This is a genomic window from Gillisella taibaishanensis (assembly GCF_001938985.1).
Lineage (GTDB): Bacteria > Pseudomonadota > Alphaproteobacteria > Rhizobiales > Rhizobiaceae > Allorhizobium > Allorhizobium taibaishanense.
In genome coordinates, this window is record NZ_MKIN01000020.1 from 343,277 (window position 1) to 359,672 (window position 16,396).

Here is a 16,396-nt window from a genome sequence, read left to right on the forward strand (position 1 = left end):
GATCTCTCGCATTTCCAGGGGAACTAGGAACCGGTTTCCCGTTCGGAAATGCACACAGACAAAAGGCTGGAGCGGCTGTGCCTCTCAAGCCGATTTGTCGATATCACGTTCCTCGCTCGAGGCAAGGGCCATATCGGTATACGGCTTGATTCCCGAAATTGCGATCTTATTCATGATAAAATATAATTAATTTGCTGCATGCAGCCTTTGCGCGCCATATCTGGCGCACGGCACTGTGGACTATATCTGGTTCAATCAGAACCCGAGACACTTTAGGCGATTTTTCCAAGCGGCGGAGCCGCAGTCTTTCGAGCGGCTTCTTCGGCCTGTTCGCGGCGGTCCGCTTCCATCATCTCACGGATGGCCGGCAGGGCACGCTCGAAGGCCGCGACGCAATCCGGATCGAACTGGGTCCCCGCCCGCGACAGAACATGTTCCACTGTCCGTTCATAAGACCAGGCCTGCTTGTAGGGCCGCTCGGAAGTCAGCGCATCGAAATTGTCGGCAATGCAGATGATGCGGCCGGATAGCGGGATGGCATCGCCGGCAAGGCGGTTTGGATATCCCTGGCCGTCCCATCGTTCGTGGTGGCTGGCGGCGATTTCGGAGGCAAGCTGTAGCAGCGAGGAATGGGACTGGGCGAGGATATCGCTGCCGATCTGGGCGTGGGACTGCATCTGACGGTATTCGGATTCTGTCAGCCGGCCCTGTTTCAGCAGGACTGTATCAGGCATGGCGACCTTGCCGATGTCATGCATGGGCGCGGCCAGCTTCAGGTCGATGCAAAATTGCTCAGGAAGCCCCATTTCCCTGGCGATGGCGTGGGAATAGGCCGCGACCCTGAGCGTATGCCGGGATGCCTCGGGATCCTTGTAACCTGCCGCCAGGGTGAGGCGCTCGATGATCTCCTGTTCGCGCTGCCGCAGTTCGCTCACGGCCTTATCCACTTCCCGACGCAGCCATTCGGCTTGTTCGGCAAGCTGACGACGGGCGACCGTGAGGCTGACGATATTCTGGATGCGGGCCTGGAACTCGACCGGATTAACCGGTTTGGTGAGGAAATCGATGGCACCGGCATTGAGCGCAGCCATACGGGTCGTCATGTCCAGATCGGCAGTGATGAACACGACCGGCACTTGTGCATATTTTTCAAAGCGCACGATTTCCGTATAGAGTTCGACGCCATTATAGACGGGCATCTGATAGTCGATAATGGCAACATCGAAATCCAGGTCCGGCAGAGCGGAGAGTACCTCCTCCGGGGTCGGAAAGGGCAGGGCTTCGCATCGGTCGATCTTTTTGACCAGCCGCGTCAGCAGTTTCAAATTCGTGTTGTTATCATCAACAAGCAATATACGCATTACAGCCTCCGCGGCCGTCAGGCCTCTCGGTTTCATTATCCGCAGGCTCCGGTCGCCCGCACCTTGTCAAAAACACCGGCTTCAACTTCCCACCAGTCTCAGCTTCATGGATTGAACCTGCTGCGACAGCCGCGCCACGGCATCAGGTGTTGGTTGTTGTGCCCGAAGCGCGTGGGCAAAGCCGGCAATATCGTTCAGCCCCACATTGACGGCGGCTCCCTTGATCGTGTGCAGCACGCGGTCGATCTCCCGGGCATTGCTCTCGCCCATCGCCCGATGCAAATCGCCGAGCAATTGGCTGGCGTCGTCAAAGAAGGACGCTATCAGTTCCTGATAGATGTCTTCGCCCAGTGCTTCGACCAGTTCGTCATGGCGTGCTTCGTCCAGCGCGTTGAGTTCATCGAGATGCTGTTGCAGCGTCAGCGTTGAATGATCGGCGATGGCAGTGCGATGCGGCATGGCCTCTACCGGCGCTTCGCTTTCTGCTGGTTCGGCTACGATGGTCCGTTCCGCTGGTGCAAAGCTGAGAATGAGGTCACGCAAGCGGTCCATGGTTACCGGCTTCGATTCGAAGCCGACCATGCCGGCGGCGCGGCATTGGCGGCGGTCGTCGTCCGAGGCATTGGCGGTCATGGCGACGATCGGGGTCAGCGCGGAGGCCCCACCGCGTTCAATGATATGGCGGGTGGCCTCGATGCCATCCATGACCGGCATTTGCATGTCCATCAGGATCAAGTCGAAAACATCGCTTTCGGTTTGTTGGACCGCCTCCGCGCCATCGCCGGCCACCACCACGTCCTGACCAAGCTTGGAGAGGAAGCGACTGGCGACCTGTTGGTTGACCCTGTTGTCCTCGACAAGCAAGATCTTCAGTCGTGGCAGGTCCATGGAACGGTGTCTGGAATTCTGGCGAACGTCGTCCTTGCCTGCGGCGATGACGGGTAGTTCGAACCAGAAAATACTGCCGACGCCGACCGTGCTGCTCATGCCCAGTTCGCCGCCTAGCTTTTCGACAATCTGCTTGCAGATCGTCAGCCCAAGGCCTGTACCGCCGTATTTACGGCTGATGCTGGCATCTACCTGGGAAAATGGCTTGAACAGCTTGGCGAGCCCGGCCTCGTCAATGCCGATGCCGGTATCTTCGATTTCGAACCGTAGCATCAGGGCGCTACCGCGATAGAATTCCCGCAATCTTAGCGTAACGACGCCGTTCTGGGTGAATTTGATGGCATTGCTGAGCAGGTTGAGCAGTACCTGGCGCAGCCGGGTCGGATCGGTGCGTACATATAGCGCGTCGAGCGACAGCGGAATATCGAGGAGAAGCTGGTTGCTCTGGTCGTCGGCGCGGCCGCGCATGATGCTGATCGTGCTTTCGGCAAGGCTTGAAATGTCGACGGCGCGCTCTTCGAGCTCCAGTTTGCCGTGCTCGATCTTGGAGTAATCGAGGATTTCGTTGATCACTTCCAGCAGCGCTTCACCCGACGAGCGGATGGTCTTGACGCTTTGCAGCGCGTCGGTTGGCAACTGGGAATATTCCAGCAATTCCGCCATGCCGAGAATGGCGTTCAATGGCGTACGGATCTCATGGCCCATGGTCGCCATAAACTGCGATTTTGCTCGGTTGCCGGAATCGGCGGCCTCATAGGCATCCGACAGTTCCCGGGTCATCGCTTCCAGGCGCCGGCTTGTCTCGCTCACCGACTTCAACTGGCGGCGTAGCGTCACGACGAGAAAGGTGACGGACGCCATCAGCAGGCCGAGCATGATGGTCGAGGTCTTTTCCAGCTCGAACATCGCGTTGCGGATCGTCGCACGCTCGGTTCCGACATAGGCGTTGGTGTAGATCAACAAGTCATTGGTCTGCGTCGAAAGCTTGGCAAGTTCGTCGTCTACCGCCTCGACTTCAGCCTCACCTGGTACTCGTCCACTCTTGAGCGCATCGAAGAAAGGACCGATCTCCGAAACGATTCCCTCGATTTTTTTGAGGTGGTCTGCGACCGTCTTGTCCTCGTTGAAATAGGTCCCGAACTTCGAATCCTTTACGACTTCAACGCGGGAATAAAGAATGTCGTAGCGCATGGTGATCTGCTGCGCGGTCGTTTCTTCGCCTACACGGTCGTCGCGCCGCGCTTCCGCCAGGACATAATCCAGCGTGCGGGCCTCGCGGTCCAACTGATACATCGACCAGACGGCGTTTTCCCTGATGTCGTTGAACAGCAGACGAAAGCGGTCTGAGACATCTTTGAACAACAGCAGAAAGGTCAGCAGCAGCACCCCCGACAGGATCAGCAGGATCATCGTCGTCTTCGGCTGCGACTGGCGCTTGTCGGCCATGACCGGGCTGGTCAGCATCACTGGGCCTCGATCGATTTGATCTGCCAGACGGAGCGGGCGAAATAGGTCTCGGTGTAAAGCGCACTATCCTTGTCGAAGGGATAGATCACCATGAGTGGCCCCTTGTCACGCACCTGCATGGCCTTGCCGTCTGTGCGCGTCGCCAGAATGATGTCTAGATTGGCGACATCCTCGGCCGGAATGACGGCGGAATAGTCGTTTAAAGCCCGAATGGTCACCGCACCGGCTTTTGCACCGGCCGCAGCCAATACAGCACGCAGATACGGACCTGAATACGTGGTGGGACCTTTGGTCCAGGGCGTTTCCAGTGTCACCTTTCGCCCGGACAGCATTTCCAGCATTGAAAGATCGAACACCGCCTTTTTGCCGCTGTTTGAATGGGAAAGCTCGCCTTCGATGATCAGGACAACGGGTCCCTTCGGCATGTCTAGTGCCCTGGCATCAGGCACCAGCACCACACATGCCATCCAGAGGCTAACGAAAAGCGAAGCAGCATATCGGATCATCGGCATCTCGATCCTCAATTTGCGGTAGCAGCGCTGCGGCCGCGATAGTTTGCGATCAGCTGCCGGAAGGCCAGGGCCTCGACCGGTTTCGTCAGGAAGTCGGTGATACCGATATCGCGCGCAGCCTGGCGCAGGCCCGGTTCGCTATCGGCCGTGACCATGATGATAGGCACTTTGTCATAGCGCCCAAGCTGGCGAAGCATCCTGACAAACTGGAGGCCGCTCATCCCCGGCAGGATTTGGTCGACGATCAGGAGATCGAAAAGAGTGTTGTGACAAAGGACGAGAGCCTCGTTCGCATCGGGCTCCACGGTGATTTCGTCATCGGCTACCTTGCGCGCCAGATGCTTCAGGATCATCGCGTTGGTTGCATTGTCTTCAACAATCAAAATGCTCATGACTTCCTCCACTGCGGGCTGTCCGACGCTTTCCAGCCAGAAACGTGCGATCGGCACAGTATTGTCGTCTCTAGGTCTTGCATCGGACTGATCTCGCCATCGGTTCCTGTTCTCGCTCCGATCGCGACATTCTCCCGCCTTAAGTCTTCCCGAAGTCGAGTTCTCGACCCCCCGAGGCAGCCCTTGCATATTACAGGTCGCTGGACATGGTCGGCGGCTTCAAGAACCGTTGTGTCAGGATTGCATGCTGGGTCTTTTGAGGAGCAGCCTGCTTCATGCAGGATCATCTTGTCGCTCGGAACCTCAGCTCAGGCGTTCTTTCTACCAGCGGTGTACTGAAACTAGCTGAAGCAATCGTCTAAAACTTTAGGTTTTCTTGTTTTAGGGCATTCCGGGGACGGCGAGGAAATTTGGATAGGCTGTGGGACACGAGCCTTTCCATTTCAACGATTTGCAATGGCCTCTTCGGGCAGAGCCGATGCCACGAATGCCTCAATCTCCGGTGATCTGCGACAGGCGGCGCAGCAACTCATGCGGCTGGCGAATGAGAATCGCCTTCCGATCGCGCTCAATCACGCCATCCTGGGTCAGGCGCGACATTTCCCGCGATACGGTTTCCCGGCGAGCGCCGATATGTTCGGCAAGCGCCGAGTGGATCACCGGTGGCGCGATCCATCGTTCTCGCGGCTTATCCGGACACAGAGGCTCTGACAGTCGCAAAAGCGTTGTGTAAAGCCGGTGCCGGACGTCCAGATAGGAAAGTTCGCAAAGGCGGGCGTGAAGGACCTGCAGCCGCTTGGTAAGGACTGAGAGCAGGGCGGTACAGACATGGTGGTTTTCGGCGATAAGGCGCTGGAAAACCGGGATCGGCATCAACACGACAACCGAATCTGTCGTTGCCATCAGGCAGACATCATAATTCCAAGGATGAATAGCCACGATTTCGGCGGCTGTGGCGCCGGGGCCAGCGGTGTCGAGAAATAATTCCTTGCCGGAGCCAACCCGCATTGTTGCCCGAAGGTGACCCGACTGCACGATGAAGACTGTTTCTGGGCATTTTCCGTAATCACCAAGAACAGCCCCGGCGGCATATTTGGCGATCGTGCATTGTTTCGACCACGCCCGGTCTTCATCAGGTGTTAAGCCGGCAAAGATCTCCGCCTGGCCGAGCTTTGCCTCGATGTCAGTGTCATTTGTCTCTGGCGTGATCCTGTCTGTCATCGCATCCCTTCGACAAGGCCGTCGCCTCATCTCATGTCGAGATGCAAAAACTGCCCCTCCCTCTGTAATAAGGGGCAGCTGAGAAGCGGTTCAACCCTGTATTTCGACAGGTATTCGCTATTTCTGGGCGAAAACTGGTGTGACGATGCCATTTGCCTTTCAGCCTGGCGTAAAGCCTCAGATCTCGATCGATTCGGCTGCAGCCCCCCAGACATCCGTCAGCACGAACCCGCGCGACAGCGGATCAAAGGCATCGAGTGCAACCTGGTGGATGCCATAGGTGAAGCCGCGTCCGGTTATTTCCGGGATGACGGCCGGCCGTCCGGCGATTTCCGTAACATCATGCAACCCGACCATGAACTGGGAGCCGATGATCGACCGCGACAGGAAGCGATCGCCGGGCTTGACGCGGCCGCGCGCATAAAGCGTAGCGAGATTGGCGGAATTGCCGGTGCCACACGGCGAGCGGTCGACCCGGCCCGGCCACATGGTGGTGCAGGTGCGCACCGCGCCGTCGGGGTCTTCATCGCGGAACATCACATAGGCCAGCCCCGAAATCGCCGGGATCTCGGGATGGACGATGGTGTGGCGACGGTTGATCTCGCTTTTCAGCAGCATGCCGGCTTCCACCAGCCGCCGGGCATTGCCGGGTTCAATGGTCAGGCCCAGTTGCCGCACGTCGACCAGCGCGTAGAAGACGCCGCCATAGGCAAGGTCGAAGCCGATCTTGCCCCAGGCTTCGGTCTCGATATGCGCATCCAGTTCATGCACGAAGGACGGGACCATGGTCAGCGTCACGCTGTCGCAATGGCCGTCCTTGCAGGCAGCGACCGCCTTGACCAGACCAGCCGCGGTATCCAGCATGACGACCGTTTCCGGCTCCTGCATCTCGATCATGCCGCTTTCAAGCAGGGCCGTCGTTACGCAGATCGAATTGGAGCCGGAACTGGCATGCGCCTGGTCAGGCTGGAGAATGACGAAGGCCGCATCGGCTTCAGCGTTCTTAGGCGGCAGCAGCAGATTGACTGAACCGATCGGCGCGCCGCGCGGCTCCAGAACCAGGAAATGCCTGAGTTCCTTGCCCTTCGGATCGGTGTTCAGCCAATGCAGTTGGTCGGCCACGGTCTGCCCAGGAATGGTCGGAACGCCGCCGATGGCGACCTTGCCGATCTCGCCCTCGCAGTGAACGTCGAGCAATTGCATCATCCGCTTCCATCGCATCGCGGCTCTCCCTGTTCGGCTCGTATGTTTACCGATCCCATCGGCTTTATTGGATAAGGCTGATGTACCGGATAAATTCGCAAATCCCAATCAATTCGAAGTGGTAATCATCCGGCAGGCATCACTGTGCCACGGTGTCTCCCACCGAGGTCACGGTGGAGCCAGCGCTTTGCCCGAGCCGCTTCAACTGGTCGCCGTAATTGCGCCGTGTGCGCGGGTCGAAGATAAGGATCGGGGCGCTGATGGCTGTCGTCGCCGCCTGGCCGATCGTGTTGGTGGCCCCAATCGTAACGGCACCGATGGCTTCGCCGACACCGACCTGCGAATCGGTCACGGTCTGCCCGGCAATCAGCCGATCACCGATCAGCCGCACCACTTCAGGGCTTTCGGCAAACTTGCCGTGATTCAGCTTGTCGCCGGTCTTCAGCTTGGTGAGGTCGAGAACAGTGATACCCGCCTTCTCAAGCGCACTGCGATAGGGCTCGTCGGTTGGATTGATCTGCCCGAGTCGGTCGACATTGCCGGAAATACGCCTGGAGATGCTGAGCGCTCGGTCGTCGCGCGACACGAAGAGCGTGAAATGCGGCGGCTTTTTGCCAAGCGCCTGGAACTGCTTGCCGAAGACGTCGACATCCAGGTCCGGCGAGGCCAGAATGACGTTCTTGATCTTTGGATTGACGCTGCCGTGGCGGATCGCCATCTGCCGCAAGGCTTCCACCGCGAGCCAGGAGCCCATCGAATGGGCCATGATGGTCACGTCAGCCACCTGCGGATCGCTGGTCATGCGGGTCAGCATGTCCTCCAGCGCGTCGCGGGAATAATTGGTGCTTTCCTTGTCGTAGTTATAGTCGAAGATGCTGGCGCGCGACGGCCAGGTGAAGACGATCGGCACCACATCCGTGCGCGAATCATGCACGATCTGCGCGAAGCGATAGACCGAATCCTCATAGGTATTGTTGAAGCCGTGCACGAACAGCAGCACGCGGCGCTTGCCGCGTTCATGGGTATTGAGCCAGGCCCGGCGCTGCTGGTCGTTCTGGATAGGCTCGACGGAAACGGTGGTAAAGTCCTTGCGCGGATCCGGCGGCAGGCGCTTTGGCCACTGCACTTCACCGACCTTACGGCTGGCATCGGGTGGAATCGAAATGGTGACTGCATCGACCATCAAGCCGGTGCCGCGCTCGCCGCTGAACAGGATCGATTTGTCGGTCGCCGGCGCGCGGGTGGTGGCCGCCAGCAGGCTGACTTCGCTGACATGGGGCGCTGCGACCGGGCCAAACGGCTTCATCACGCCGACCGCCCTTGAGGCACAACCAGCCAGAAACAGGCCGAGCATAAGCATTGCGAGCGTTTTTGTCACAGCACATGTCGAGAACGGCGGTACGGCATGCGATCTGGTCATTCTCGGGTCCGGTACTTGTCCGCCCAAGGTCCGCATCATGCAGACCGGAACAGGTGTCGAGACCGGTTTACCGTCATCACCCGCCGAAGACCAGCGCAATTTTAACCGCGCATGCTGCCCTTCTCGCGCAGCGCCTGATGCCAAGAGAGGGCTTCCTCCAGAATATGCGGCGTATGCCCGCCGCGGCTGACTGCCCGCTGGTAATAGTCGTCAAGCGCTTCGCGGTAGTTAGGATGCACGCATCTGTCGATGATCAATCGCGCCCTTTCCCGGGGTGCCAGGCCGCGCAGGTCGGCAAGCCCCTGTTCGGTCACGACAATGTCGACATCGTGTTCGGTATGGTCGACATGGCTGACCATCGGCACCACGGAGGAAATTGCCCCGTTCTTGGCAATGGATTTGGTGACGAAGATCGAGAGATAGGCATTGCGGGCGAAATCGCCCGAGCCACCGATGCCGTTCATCATCTGGGTCCCGCCGACATGGGTGGAATTCACATTGCCGTAGATGTCGAATTCCAGCGCGGTGTTGATGCAGATCAGGCCGAGCCGGCGGATCACCTCGGGATGATTGCTGATTTCCTGCGGCCGCAGCACGAGGTGGTGCTTGTATTCCGCCAATTTCGGCAGGACTTTCTGGTACATCTCCGCCGAGAGCGTGATCGATGATGCGGAGGCAAAGCTCATCTTGCCGGCATCGATCAGCTCAAAAGTAGAGTCCTGCAACACTTCCGAATACATTTTCAGATCATGAAACGGCGTATCGATAAAGCCATGCAGCACGGCGTTGGCGATGGTGCCGATCCCCGCCTGCAGGGGCAGGAGGTCGTGGCCCATCCGGCCCTGGCGCACTTCTTCCAGCAGCAATTCGATCAGATGGCCTGCGATCGCCCTGGTATCGTTGTCAGGCGGCTGGATGGTGGCCGAACTGTCGTGCTTTTCCGAAACGACGATGGCGGCAATCTTTTCTGGTGGGATCGGGATGTAGGGCAGGCCCACCCGGCTTTCGGGGGTGACGACCGGGATCGGCATCCGCGCCGGGCGCTTCGAGGGGATGTAGATATCGTGCAGGCCTTCCAGCGTCGTCGGTTGCGACAGGTTCAGCTCGATAATTACTTTCTTGGCCAGAATGGCAAAACTGGCGGAATTACCAACGGATGTGGTCGGCACGATGCCGCCATGCTCGGTAATTGCCACGGCCTCTATGATGGCGATGTCGACAGGCGCGATCTGGCCCGTACGCAATTGCTCGACCGTTTCCGACAGATGCTGGTCGATGAACATCACCTCACCGGCATTGATCGCCTTGCGCAGCGCCGGGTCAGACTGGAACGGCATGCGCCGCGCCACGACATGGGCATCAACCAGCGTCTTGTCTAGATCGTTGCCGAGCGAGGCGCCGGTCATCAGGGTAATCTTCAGGGGGTGCTTGCGCGCGCGCTCGGCGAGCGCCAGCGGCACGGCCTTGGCCTCTCCCGCGCGGGTAAAGCCGCTCATGCCGATCACCATTCCGTCTTCTATCATCGCGGCGGCCTCATCGGCGGTCACCAGTTTGTCCATCAAGGGTCTGTGGCGAATACGATCCCGCAACATCTTAATCCATCTCCTGTCGACTGGCGCCGCAAAGCGGCGGATCTGTCAGTTCGGTCTAACGGTTCTATCCTGATCCCGAACGTGCGTGAGACGGCAACTATTTGTGAGAATTATATTATTTTCAAAAATACGCGCACACGTCGATCCCGGGAGGACCTGACGCGATAAAACGCGATCACCGCCGGCGCAGCATTGACATAACTCAAGTCAAGAAAATTGTGCGCCGCGCGAACCGGGAAAGGCAGGCGGTTACCAAAAGATGCGGGAGGAAATCGGTTTCCGGGTGATCACTCAGGCTATGATGCCTGTCAACGCGCTCAGGCTGTGGGGGCGGGGGCCGCACCGGAGGAGGATTGGGTCGCAGAAGTAGAGGTTGCCACATCAGCCGCCGCTGTATGGCCAGCGGCAACCGCGCCATCGTGTTGCGCAAATCCTGAAACAGGTTTGACGGACTTGCTGCCGGGGTCAGATGGACTGCCCGTCAGACCATCTGCTGCGCCTGTGTCCCGAGTGTCCGCGATCGTGTCATAGGCATTCTGAGCGTGGGGCAAGGGCACTTCTGGCGACATGCGGCCGGTGTCGAGCAGCGTGAACAACACCAGTGCCGGCGGCTGAACGACGTTTAAAAGCACCTTGTCGAGCACATTGTCACCGTGCCTGGCGTCACGCGCGAGATTGAAAGTCTCCTTTTGAGCAAGACTCAATCCCTCAAGCGATATCCCCCCCTCCGACAGGGCGGAGAATGTATCGTCTTTGGATGCGGGAAGCGGAGTATTTGACGAATTTGTCGGGACAATCATGCTTGAGCCTCACACGGTATCAAGCGGGATATTAACAAAGCCCGGTATGCATTCGGCTAAATCAATAGTTAAAATTTTAACGACCAGGAAAATCGCTGGAAAATCAGGCGCACGAAGCAATTGTAGCAACGCTTCGATTGAAATGATGACTGATTTTAAAAGGAAGAGGAATGGCGCACCCGAAGAGATTCGAACTCCTGACCCCCAGATTCGTAGTCTGGTGCTCTATCCAGCTGAGCTACGGGTGCGTCTGCCGTCGGTGTTTCCGTTGGCGTGCCGATCCTCTAAAACGAGACGAGTTTGAATGCAAGCAGAATCGATCAAAAAAATCAGGTCGATTTTCAGTTTGCCGCTAAATGCATGATGGCAATGGCATTTAAGGCTCGAGCTTTGCCCCGGTCCGGCGCCGGAACGCATCAAGCGCCACGGGGCGATCGGGAATCTCGATCCGGAACTGGGTTCCGGGAGAGGGTTTTTCCATCAGCGCAATGGTGCCGCCATGCGCGAGAACGATTTCACGGGCAATGGCCAACCCAAGCCCGGTGCCGCCGGATCTTGTAGAACCTCTGAACGGTGTAAACAGGTTCTCACGTGCCTTGCGCGGCAGACCAGGGCCATTGTCGTCGACAGTTATGGCGACCACGCTGCCGATCCGGTGGGCCGAAAGGGTAATGCGCGGTGTAGCGGTCGTCATGTCGGGCAGGGCGGCAGACAGGGCCTGGGCGGCATTGCGGCAGAGATTGTGGATCACCCGAAACAACTGTTCACTGTCGGCGTCAATTTCGATTTCGGCAGAGATCTGATCGATGAAGTCGATGCCCTTGTCGAGGGCGAGAATGTCCTGCACGTCCTGACTGAGCGTTACGAGAGGAAATAGCCGTCGGCGCGGTTCCGCTTCCGAGGCCTGCCCATAGGCAAGCACCTCGCTGGTATAGCCGACCGCCCGGTCGATGGTGCGCACGAGCTTGGGCGCAAAGCTCTTCACCATCGGATCCTCGACGTCCACGAGCCGGTCGGACATCAGCTGCGCTGAGGCGAGGATATTGCGCATGTCATGATTGATCTTGGACACGGCCAAGCCCAGATCCGCCAGGCTCTTCTGTTGGCGCAGTGTCTTTTGCAGGTCCTCTTGCATCTGCGCCAGATGGCGGGCGACAAAGGCGAGCTCATCACGCCCGCTGACCGTCTCCATAATCCGCTCGGGATTTTCAGGATCGCTTGCAAAGGCCTGGATGTTGCGACTCAGCCGGCGAATCGGGTTGATCAGCATCCGGTTCAGCGCCACGAACAGCAACAGGCCTGTTATGACCGAAATAAACAGCGAGACGAAGGCAATGCGTGTCGCAAAGGCCAGCAGGCCGCGATGCAACATGGCGTCTGACATCACCACCTCGACCTGCATCGAGGTTTCGCCGATCGGACCGGAAACGCTGATCAGTCGGTTGCCGCCAAAGAGTAGCGTGTCCAGCGCGTCCTTGATCGCTGTCAGCGTATCGACATCGGATATATCGTATTGCCCATCGACTTCCTGCGGCATGTCGGCCATGGCCAGCAGGCGTGAGGTTCCGTCCTTGCGCAAAGCGATCGCCTTGGTGCCGGTGGCGAGCAGCGTATCGGCCTGGACTTCCTTCGGCAATTCCGGCGGCTGCAGCCCGTCGATGACCACGGCGGCGGCTGCCGCCTTGTTAATGTGGTTTTTCAGCCAGTTCAGCCGCATGGTGGCGATAGAGGGCGCGAAGATCAGGACCTGTGCCGCCAGCACAAAAATCACCGTCAGGACCAGAAGCTTACCCGAGAGACCACGCAGCCGGCTGGGCATGGCCGCGACGGCCGGGGGCCTCTTTGCGTCCTGTGCCCTTCGCATCCCCATCCACTCGCCTCGTTTTTTGGGTCGGATATTCCATAGCGCCACCGCTTCGCGAACCATTTGATCGCTTCTCCCTGGATTTCCACTTGGCTTGGGTTCCATTGAAGACTACGACGCAATTCAAGAAGCAGTTTTATGCGCGCCGCACCATATCATGATCGCCGTGTTTGGCAAAATGCGGCGCAGCAAAGATTTTATAGCGGTATCGCCAGTATTCGTCGGTCTCTATATCGACCTGAAAACGCTTGTAATCCTTCGTTTGCGCGAATTTTGGGGAGTGGTTTCGAGGCGGCAAGATTGACTCTGTGCCTTATCCTCCGTATAAGCCGCGCGGCTTGCACAGGTTTCCCGTTCTGCGGGCCCGTACTGCATGCTTATTCCCAACGCTCTTGCAATTCGTTGCAAACCTAAGAAGGGCCGCACACCGCGGTATTAAAATAAATGAAGCGTACCTACCAACCGTCCAAGCTCGTTCGCGCTCGCCGTCACGGCTTCCGTGCTCGCATGGCAACCAAGGGTGGCCGCAAGGTCCTCAATGCACGCCGCGCTCGCGGTCGCGCAAGCCTTTCGGCTTAAGACCGGATCGGCCCGATGAAAGCGCCGGGCTTATGACGTCACCGAAGACATCCAAAACTGTCGGGCGGCTGAAAAGCCGCCCGCAGTTTCTTGCCGTTCGTGCCGGCGAACAGCGCAAGGGGCGCTATGTCCTGCTGGAAGTTCTGGATCGGGGCGAACCCGATACGCCGCCTCGCGTTGGTTTCACCGTTACCAAGAAACACGGCAATGCCGTCGCGCGCAATCGCATGCGCCGCCGGTTGAAAGAAGCGGTGCGCACCGCAGCAGGCTTTGCAATGCAGCCCGGACATGACTATGTGATCGTGGCGCGACGTGACGTGCTGGCCGCCCCCTTCGCGGAGCTTCAGGCCGTTCTGCAGCGTCGCATTCTAGAAAAATCCAATGTTCGGCGTCCCGATGCGGCCCGGTCCAGGAAAGTATGATGCAAAACAACCGCAATTATCTCATCGCGATTGCACTGTCGGTGATGGTCGTCCTGGGCTGGCAGTTCTTCTACATGAATCCGCGGATCGAAGCGCAGCGCCAGGCCGAACTGGCCCAGCAGGCGAAAAATCCGGCTGCCAAGCCGGCAGAGGGCGCGGCCGTCAATGGCGCGCTGCCCGGCCAGACTCAGGCAAACGCTACGGAAAGCCGTGAAGAAGCCGTTGCCAAGACGGCACGCGTCGAGATCAACACCGAGGCACTTGCCGGTTCGATCAACCTGACCGGCGGCCGCCTCGACGATCTCCGGTTGAAGGGCTACCACGAGACCGTCGACAAGACGAGCCCGATCATCACCCTGCTCAACCCGGCCGATACCAAGGACGGTTACTTTGCCGAAGTCGGTTTCATCGGCTCGGAAAAGTCGGGCAGCGTTCCCGGCCCCTCGACCGTCTGGACCGTCAAGGACGGCCAGGTGCTGACAGAAACGACACCGGTCACGCTCACCTATACCAATGATGCCGGTCTCACTTTCAGCCGCAAGATCTCGGTGGACAAGCATTACATGTTCACCATCGAAGACACGGTGAGCAATGGCGGCAGCGCCGAGGCAAGCGTTGCGCCTTATGGCCGCATAACCCGCTACAACAAGCCGGCTGTCGCCTCGACCTATGTTCTGCACGAAGGCTTCCTCGGCGTGATCGGCACTGGCAATAGCCTGACCGAAGCCAAATACGCCTCGATCGAAAAGGGTAATGAGACCAACGCCAAGGCAACCGGCGGCTGGCTCGGCATTACCGACAAGTACTGGGCCGCTGCCCTGGTGCCGCCGCAGACGCTGGCTTACGATTCGCGCTTCTCGCATTTCACCGACGGCCAGGCTCGTTTTCAGGCCGACTACAAGAATGACGCGGTAACGGTCGCGCCCGGTCAGTCGCAGACGATGAAGACCCTGCTGTTTGCCGGTGCCAAGGAAGTGCCTGTCATCGACAGCTACGAGACCTCCTATTCCATCCCCGGTTTCGACCGGATGATCGATTGGGGCTGGTTCTACTTCCTCACCAAGCCGATGTTCAAGCTGATGGACTTCTTCTTCCGTCAGGTCGGCAATTTTGGTGTGGCGATCCTGCTGACGACCATCGTCGTCAAGGCACTGTTCTTCCCGCTGGCCAGCAAGCAATATGCCTCGATGGCCAATATGAAGCGCGTCCAGCCGAAGATGGAAGAACTGAAGGCCAAGCATGGCGACGACCGCATGGCCCTGCAGCAGGCAACGATGGAGCTGTACAAGACCGAGAAGATCAATCCGGTGGCCGGCTGCTGGCCGCTGCTGTTCCAGATCCCCGTGTTCTTCTCGCTCTATAAGGTAATCTACATCACCATCGAAATGCGCCATGCGCCGTTCTTTGGCTGGATCCGCGATCTCTCCGCTCCCGACCCGACCAGCTTCGTCAATCTGTTCGGCCTGCTGCCGTTCGAGGCACCTGCCATCGTGCATCTCGGCGTCTGGCCGATCATCATGGGCATCACCATGTTTGTGCAGATGCGCATGAACCCGACGCCTCCGGATCCGACCCAGGCCATGCTGTTCAACTGGATGCCGCTGGTCTTCACCTTCATGCTCGGTTCTTTCCCGGCTGGTCTGGTGATCTACTGGGCCTGGAACAACACCTTGTCTGTGGTACAGCAGTCGATCATCATGAAGCGCCACGGCGTGAAGATTGAGCTGTTCGACAATCTCAAGGGGCTTTTCCGGCGAAAATCCGCTAAGGCGGAATAGTCAGGCGAACCCACACTACGCTTCTGCCCTACACCATCATGCGTCAAAGGCGCATGATGGTGTCATAGTTTAAATTCGACGCATAATTTTCCCCTTTAATCCGTGGCGATTGGAGTGGAAAATTATGCAGTGGCACCGTCATCCATCAGGTTGGTGCTTTGCTTCAGGAGACAATGCGATGACCGCAACACAGGCGTCGAGCGACCAGCCGCTGTTCGGCAGCCCATGGATTTTTATCCGGGGCGTGCCGGCGATGAAATTCCTGCCGCCGGAAGGGCCCCTGGAGATAGCCTTTGCCGGGCGCTCCAATGTCGGCAAGTCCTCGCTGATCAATGCGCTGGTTGGTCAGAAGGGCCTGGCGCGCACCTCCAATACGCCTGGCCGCACCCAGGAACTGAACTATTTCGTGCCCGATGGTTACAGCGGTGAAGGTGCGGACCTTCCGCCGATGGCGCTCGTCGACATGCCTGGCTATGGCTATGCGCAGGCGCCGAAGGAACAGGTCGATGCCTGGACCAAGCTGGTTTTCGATTATCTGCGCGGACGCGCCACGCTGAAGCGCGTCTATGTGCTGATCGACAGCCGCCATGGCATCAAGAAGAACGATGAGGATGTGCTTGGCCTGCTCGACAAGGCGGCGATGTCCTACCAGATCGTGCTGACCAAGACGGACAAGATCAAGGAAGCCGGCGTTCCGCGCTTGATCGAGGAGACACTTGCGAAGATCAAGAAGCGCCCTGCCGCCTATCCTTTCGTCCTGTCGACCTCATCCGAAAAGGGCAAGGGCCTGGACGATTTGCGTGCCGCGATTTGCGAGACGGTCGGCGTTTCGGCCGAACACAATATCTCGCCCCCTGACGGCCGCCGCTACACGTGAAAAAGCCCGGCGATGGGGGC

The 16,396-nt window shown here is 58.6% G+C and carries 15 protein-coding genes and 1 tRNA gene; 5 read left to right on the forward strand and 11 right to left on the reverse strand.

What is annotated here, in order from left to right:
* Window positions 1–272: 272 nt before the first annotated feature.
* The 11 genes from BJF91_RS06825 to BJF91_RS06875 all read right to left on the reverse strand — a co-directional run bounded on the left by BJF91_RS06825 (window position 273) and on the right by BJF91_RS06875 (window position 12,675).
* Window positions 273–1,361, reverse strand: a complete 1,089-nt coding sequence (locus tag BJF91_RS06825) for an HD domain-containing phosphohydrolase (RefSeq protein ID WP_075613723.1) — start codon at window positions 1,359–1,361, stop codon at window positions 273–275.
* Between the two features lie 81 nt (window positions 1,362–1,442).
* Complete coding sequence (locus BJF91_RS06830) at window positions 1,443–3,713, reverse strand: ATP-binding protein (protein WP_075613724.1); 2,271 nt, start codon at window positions 3,711–3,713, stop codon at window positions 1,443–1,445.
* The gene (locus BJF91_RS06835; RefSeq protein WP_234801562.1) at window positions 3,713–4,141 is read right to left on the reverse strand and encodes a molybdopterin-dependent oxidoreductase; all 429 of its coding nucleotides are present in this window, start codon (window positions 4,139–4,141) and stop codon (window positions 3,713–3,715) included. The genes BJF91_RS06830 and BJF91_RS06835 overlap by 1 nt, the downstream gene beginning before the upstream one ends.
* Before the next feature lie 95 nt (window positions 4,142–4,236).
* The gene (locus BJF91_RS06840; RefSeq protein ID WP_075613842.1) at window positions 4,237–4,620 is read right to left on the reverse strand and encodes a response regulator; all 384 of its coding nucleotides are present in this window, start codon (window positions 4,618–4,620) and stop codon (window positions 4,237–4,239) included.
* Between the two features lie 492 nt (window positions 4,621–5,112).
* Entirely contained in the window at window positions 5,113–5,841 is a 729-nt protein-coding gene (locus BJF91_RS06845; RefSeq protein ID WP_075613725.1) for a Crp/Fnr family transcriptional regulator, read from the reverse strand.
* Between the two features lie 177 nt (window positions 5,842–6,018).
* A complete protein-coding gene (locus BJF91_RS06850) occupies window positions 6,019–7,062 on the reverse strand; it encodes a proline racemase family protein (RefSeq protein WP_075613726.1) in 1,044 nt (347 codons plus the stop codon).
* 121 nt (window positions 7,063–7,183) lie between these two features.
* Window positions 7,184–8,404, reverse strand: a complete 1,221-nt coding sequence (locus BJF91_RS06855; RefSeq protein WP_075613727.1) for an alpha/beta hydrolase — start codon at window positions 8,402–8,404, stop codon at window positions 7,184–7,186.
* A gap of 161 nt (window positions 8,405–8,565) precedes the next feature.
* Complete coding sequence (locus tag BJF91_RS06860; RefSeq protein WP_075613728.1) at window positions 8,566–10,056, reverse strand: acetyl-CoA hydrolase/transferase family protein; 1,491 nt, start codon at window positions 10,054–10,056, stop codon at window positions 8,566–8,568.
* 317 nt (window positions 10,057–10,373) lie between these two features.
* On the reverse strand, window positions 10,374–10,760 hold the full coding sequence (locus tag BJF91_RS06865; protein WP_139310602.1) for a hypothetical protein: 387 nt from the start codon (window positions 10,758–10,760) through the stop codon (window positions 10,374–10,376).
* A gap of 267 nt (window positions 10,761–11,027) precedes the next feature.
* A tRNA-Arg gene (locus tag BJF91_RS06870) sits at window positions 11,028–11,104 on the reverse strand.
* A gap of 128 nt (window positions 11,105–11,232) precedes the next feature.
* The gene (locus BJF91_RS06875; protein ID WP_139310603.1) at window positions 11,233–12,675 is read right to left on the reverse strand and encodes a sensor histidine kinase; all 1,443 of its coding nucleotides are present in this window, start codon (window positions 12,673–12,675) and stop codon (window positions 11,233–11,235) included.
* 139 nt (window positions 12,676–12,814) lie between these two features.
* Between BJF91_RS06875 and BJF91_RS24735 the strand changes: the two genes are divergently transcribed.
* The 5 genes from BJF91_RS24735 (at window position 12,815) to yihA (ending at window position 16,376) form a co-directional block, all read left to right on the forward strand.
* Entirely contained in the window at window positions 12,815–13,024 is a 210-nt protein-coding gene (locus BJF91_RS24735) for a hypothetical protein (RefSeq protein WP_139310605.1), read from the forward strand.
* Between the two features lie 140 nt (window positions 13,025–13,164).
* Window positions 13,165–13,299, forward strand: coding sequence for a 50S ribosomal protein L34 (gene rpmH, locus BJF91_RS06880; RefSeq protein ID WP_075613731.1), 135 nt, complete (start codon window positions 13,165–13,167; stop codon window positions 13,297–13,299).
* Window positions 13,300–13,331: 32 nt separating this feature from the next.
* The gene (gene rnpA, locus BJF91_RS06885) at window positions 13,332–13,721 is read left to right on the forward strand and encodes a ribonuclease P protein component (protein WP_075613732.1); all 390 of its coding nucleotides are present in this window, start codon (window positions 13,332–13,334) and stop codon (window positions 13,719–13,721) included.
* Complete coding sequence (gene yidC / locus BJF91_RS06890; RefSeq protein ID WP_075613733.1) at window positions 13,721–15,499, forward strand: membrane protein insertase YidC; 1,779 nt, start codon at window positions 13,721–13,723, stop codon at window positions 15,497–15,499. Before rnpA ends, yidC begins: the two co-directional genes overlap by 1 nt.
* A 178-nt stretch (window positions 15,500–15,677) precedes the next feature.
* Window positions 15,678–16,376: a ribosome biogenesis GTP-binding protein YihA/YsxC gene (gene yihA / locus BJF91_RS06895; RefSeq protein WP_075613734.1), complete on the forward strand. Its 699-nt coding sequence runs from the start codon at window positions 15,678–15,680 to the stop codon at window positions 16,374–16,376.
* Window positions 16,377–16,396 lie beyond the last annotated feature (20 nt).

Excerpts from the sequence above, each read along its gene's own strand:
- BJF91_RS06825 (WP_075613723.1), bottom strand. The coding sequence starts at position 1,361 with ATGCGTATATTGCTTGTTGATGATAACAACACGAATTTGAAACTGCTG.
- BJF91_RS06830 (WP_075613724.1), bottom strand. The coding sequence starts at position 3,713 with ATGCTGACCAGCCCGGTCATGGCCGACAAGCGCCAGTCGCAGCCGAAG.
- BJF91_RS06835 (WP_234801562.1), bottom strand. The coding sequence starts at position 4,141 with ATGCCGAAGGGACCCGTTGTCCTGATCATCGAAGGCGAGCTTTCCCAT.
- BJF91_RS06840 (WP_075613842.1), bottom strand. The coding sequence starts at position 4,620 with ATGAGCATTTTGATTGTTGAAGACAATGCAACCAACGCGATGATCCTG.
- BJF91_RS06845 (WP_075613725.1), bottom strand. The coding sequence starts at position 5,841 with ATGACAGACAGGATCACGCCAGAGACAAATGACACTGACATCGAGGCA.
- BJF91_RS06850 (WP_075613726.1), bottom strand. The coding sequence starts at position 7,062 with ATGCGATGGAAGCGGATGATGCAATTGCTCGACGTTCACTGCGAGGGC.
- BJF91_RS06855 (WP_075613727.1), bottom strand. The coding sequence starts at position 8,404 with ATGCTTATGCTCGGCCTGTTTCTGGCTGGTTGTGCCTCAAGGGCGGTC.
- BJF91_RS06860 (WP_075613728.1), bottom strand. The coding sequence starts at position 10,056 with ATGTTGCGGGATCGTATTCGCCACAGACCCTTGATGGACAAACTGGTG.
- BJF91_RS06875 (WP_139310603.1), bottom strand. The coding sequence starts at position 12,675 with ATGCCCAGCCGGCTGCGTGGTCTCTCGGGTAAGCTTCTGGTCCTGACG.
- rpmH (WP_075613731.1), top strand. The coding sequence starts at position 13,165 with ATGAAGCGTACCTACCAACCGTCCAAGCTCGTTCGCGCTCGCCGTCAC.
- rnpA (WP_075613732.1), top strand. The coding sequence starts at position 13,332 with ATGACGTCACCGAAGACATCCAAAACTGTCGGGCGGCTGAAAAGCCGC.
- yidC (WP_075613733.1), top strand. The coding sequence starts at position 13,721 with ATGCAAAACAACCGCAATTATCTCATCGCGATTGCACTGTCGGTGATG.
- yihA (WP_075613734.1), top strand. The coding sequence starts at position 15,678 with ATGACCGCAACACAGGCGTCGAGCGACCAGCCGCTGTTCGGCAGCCCA.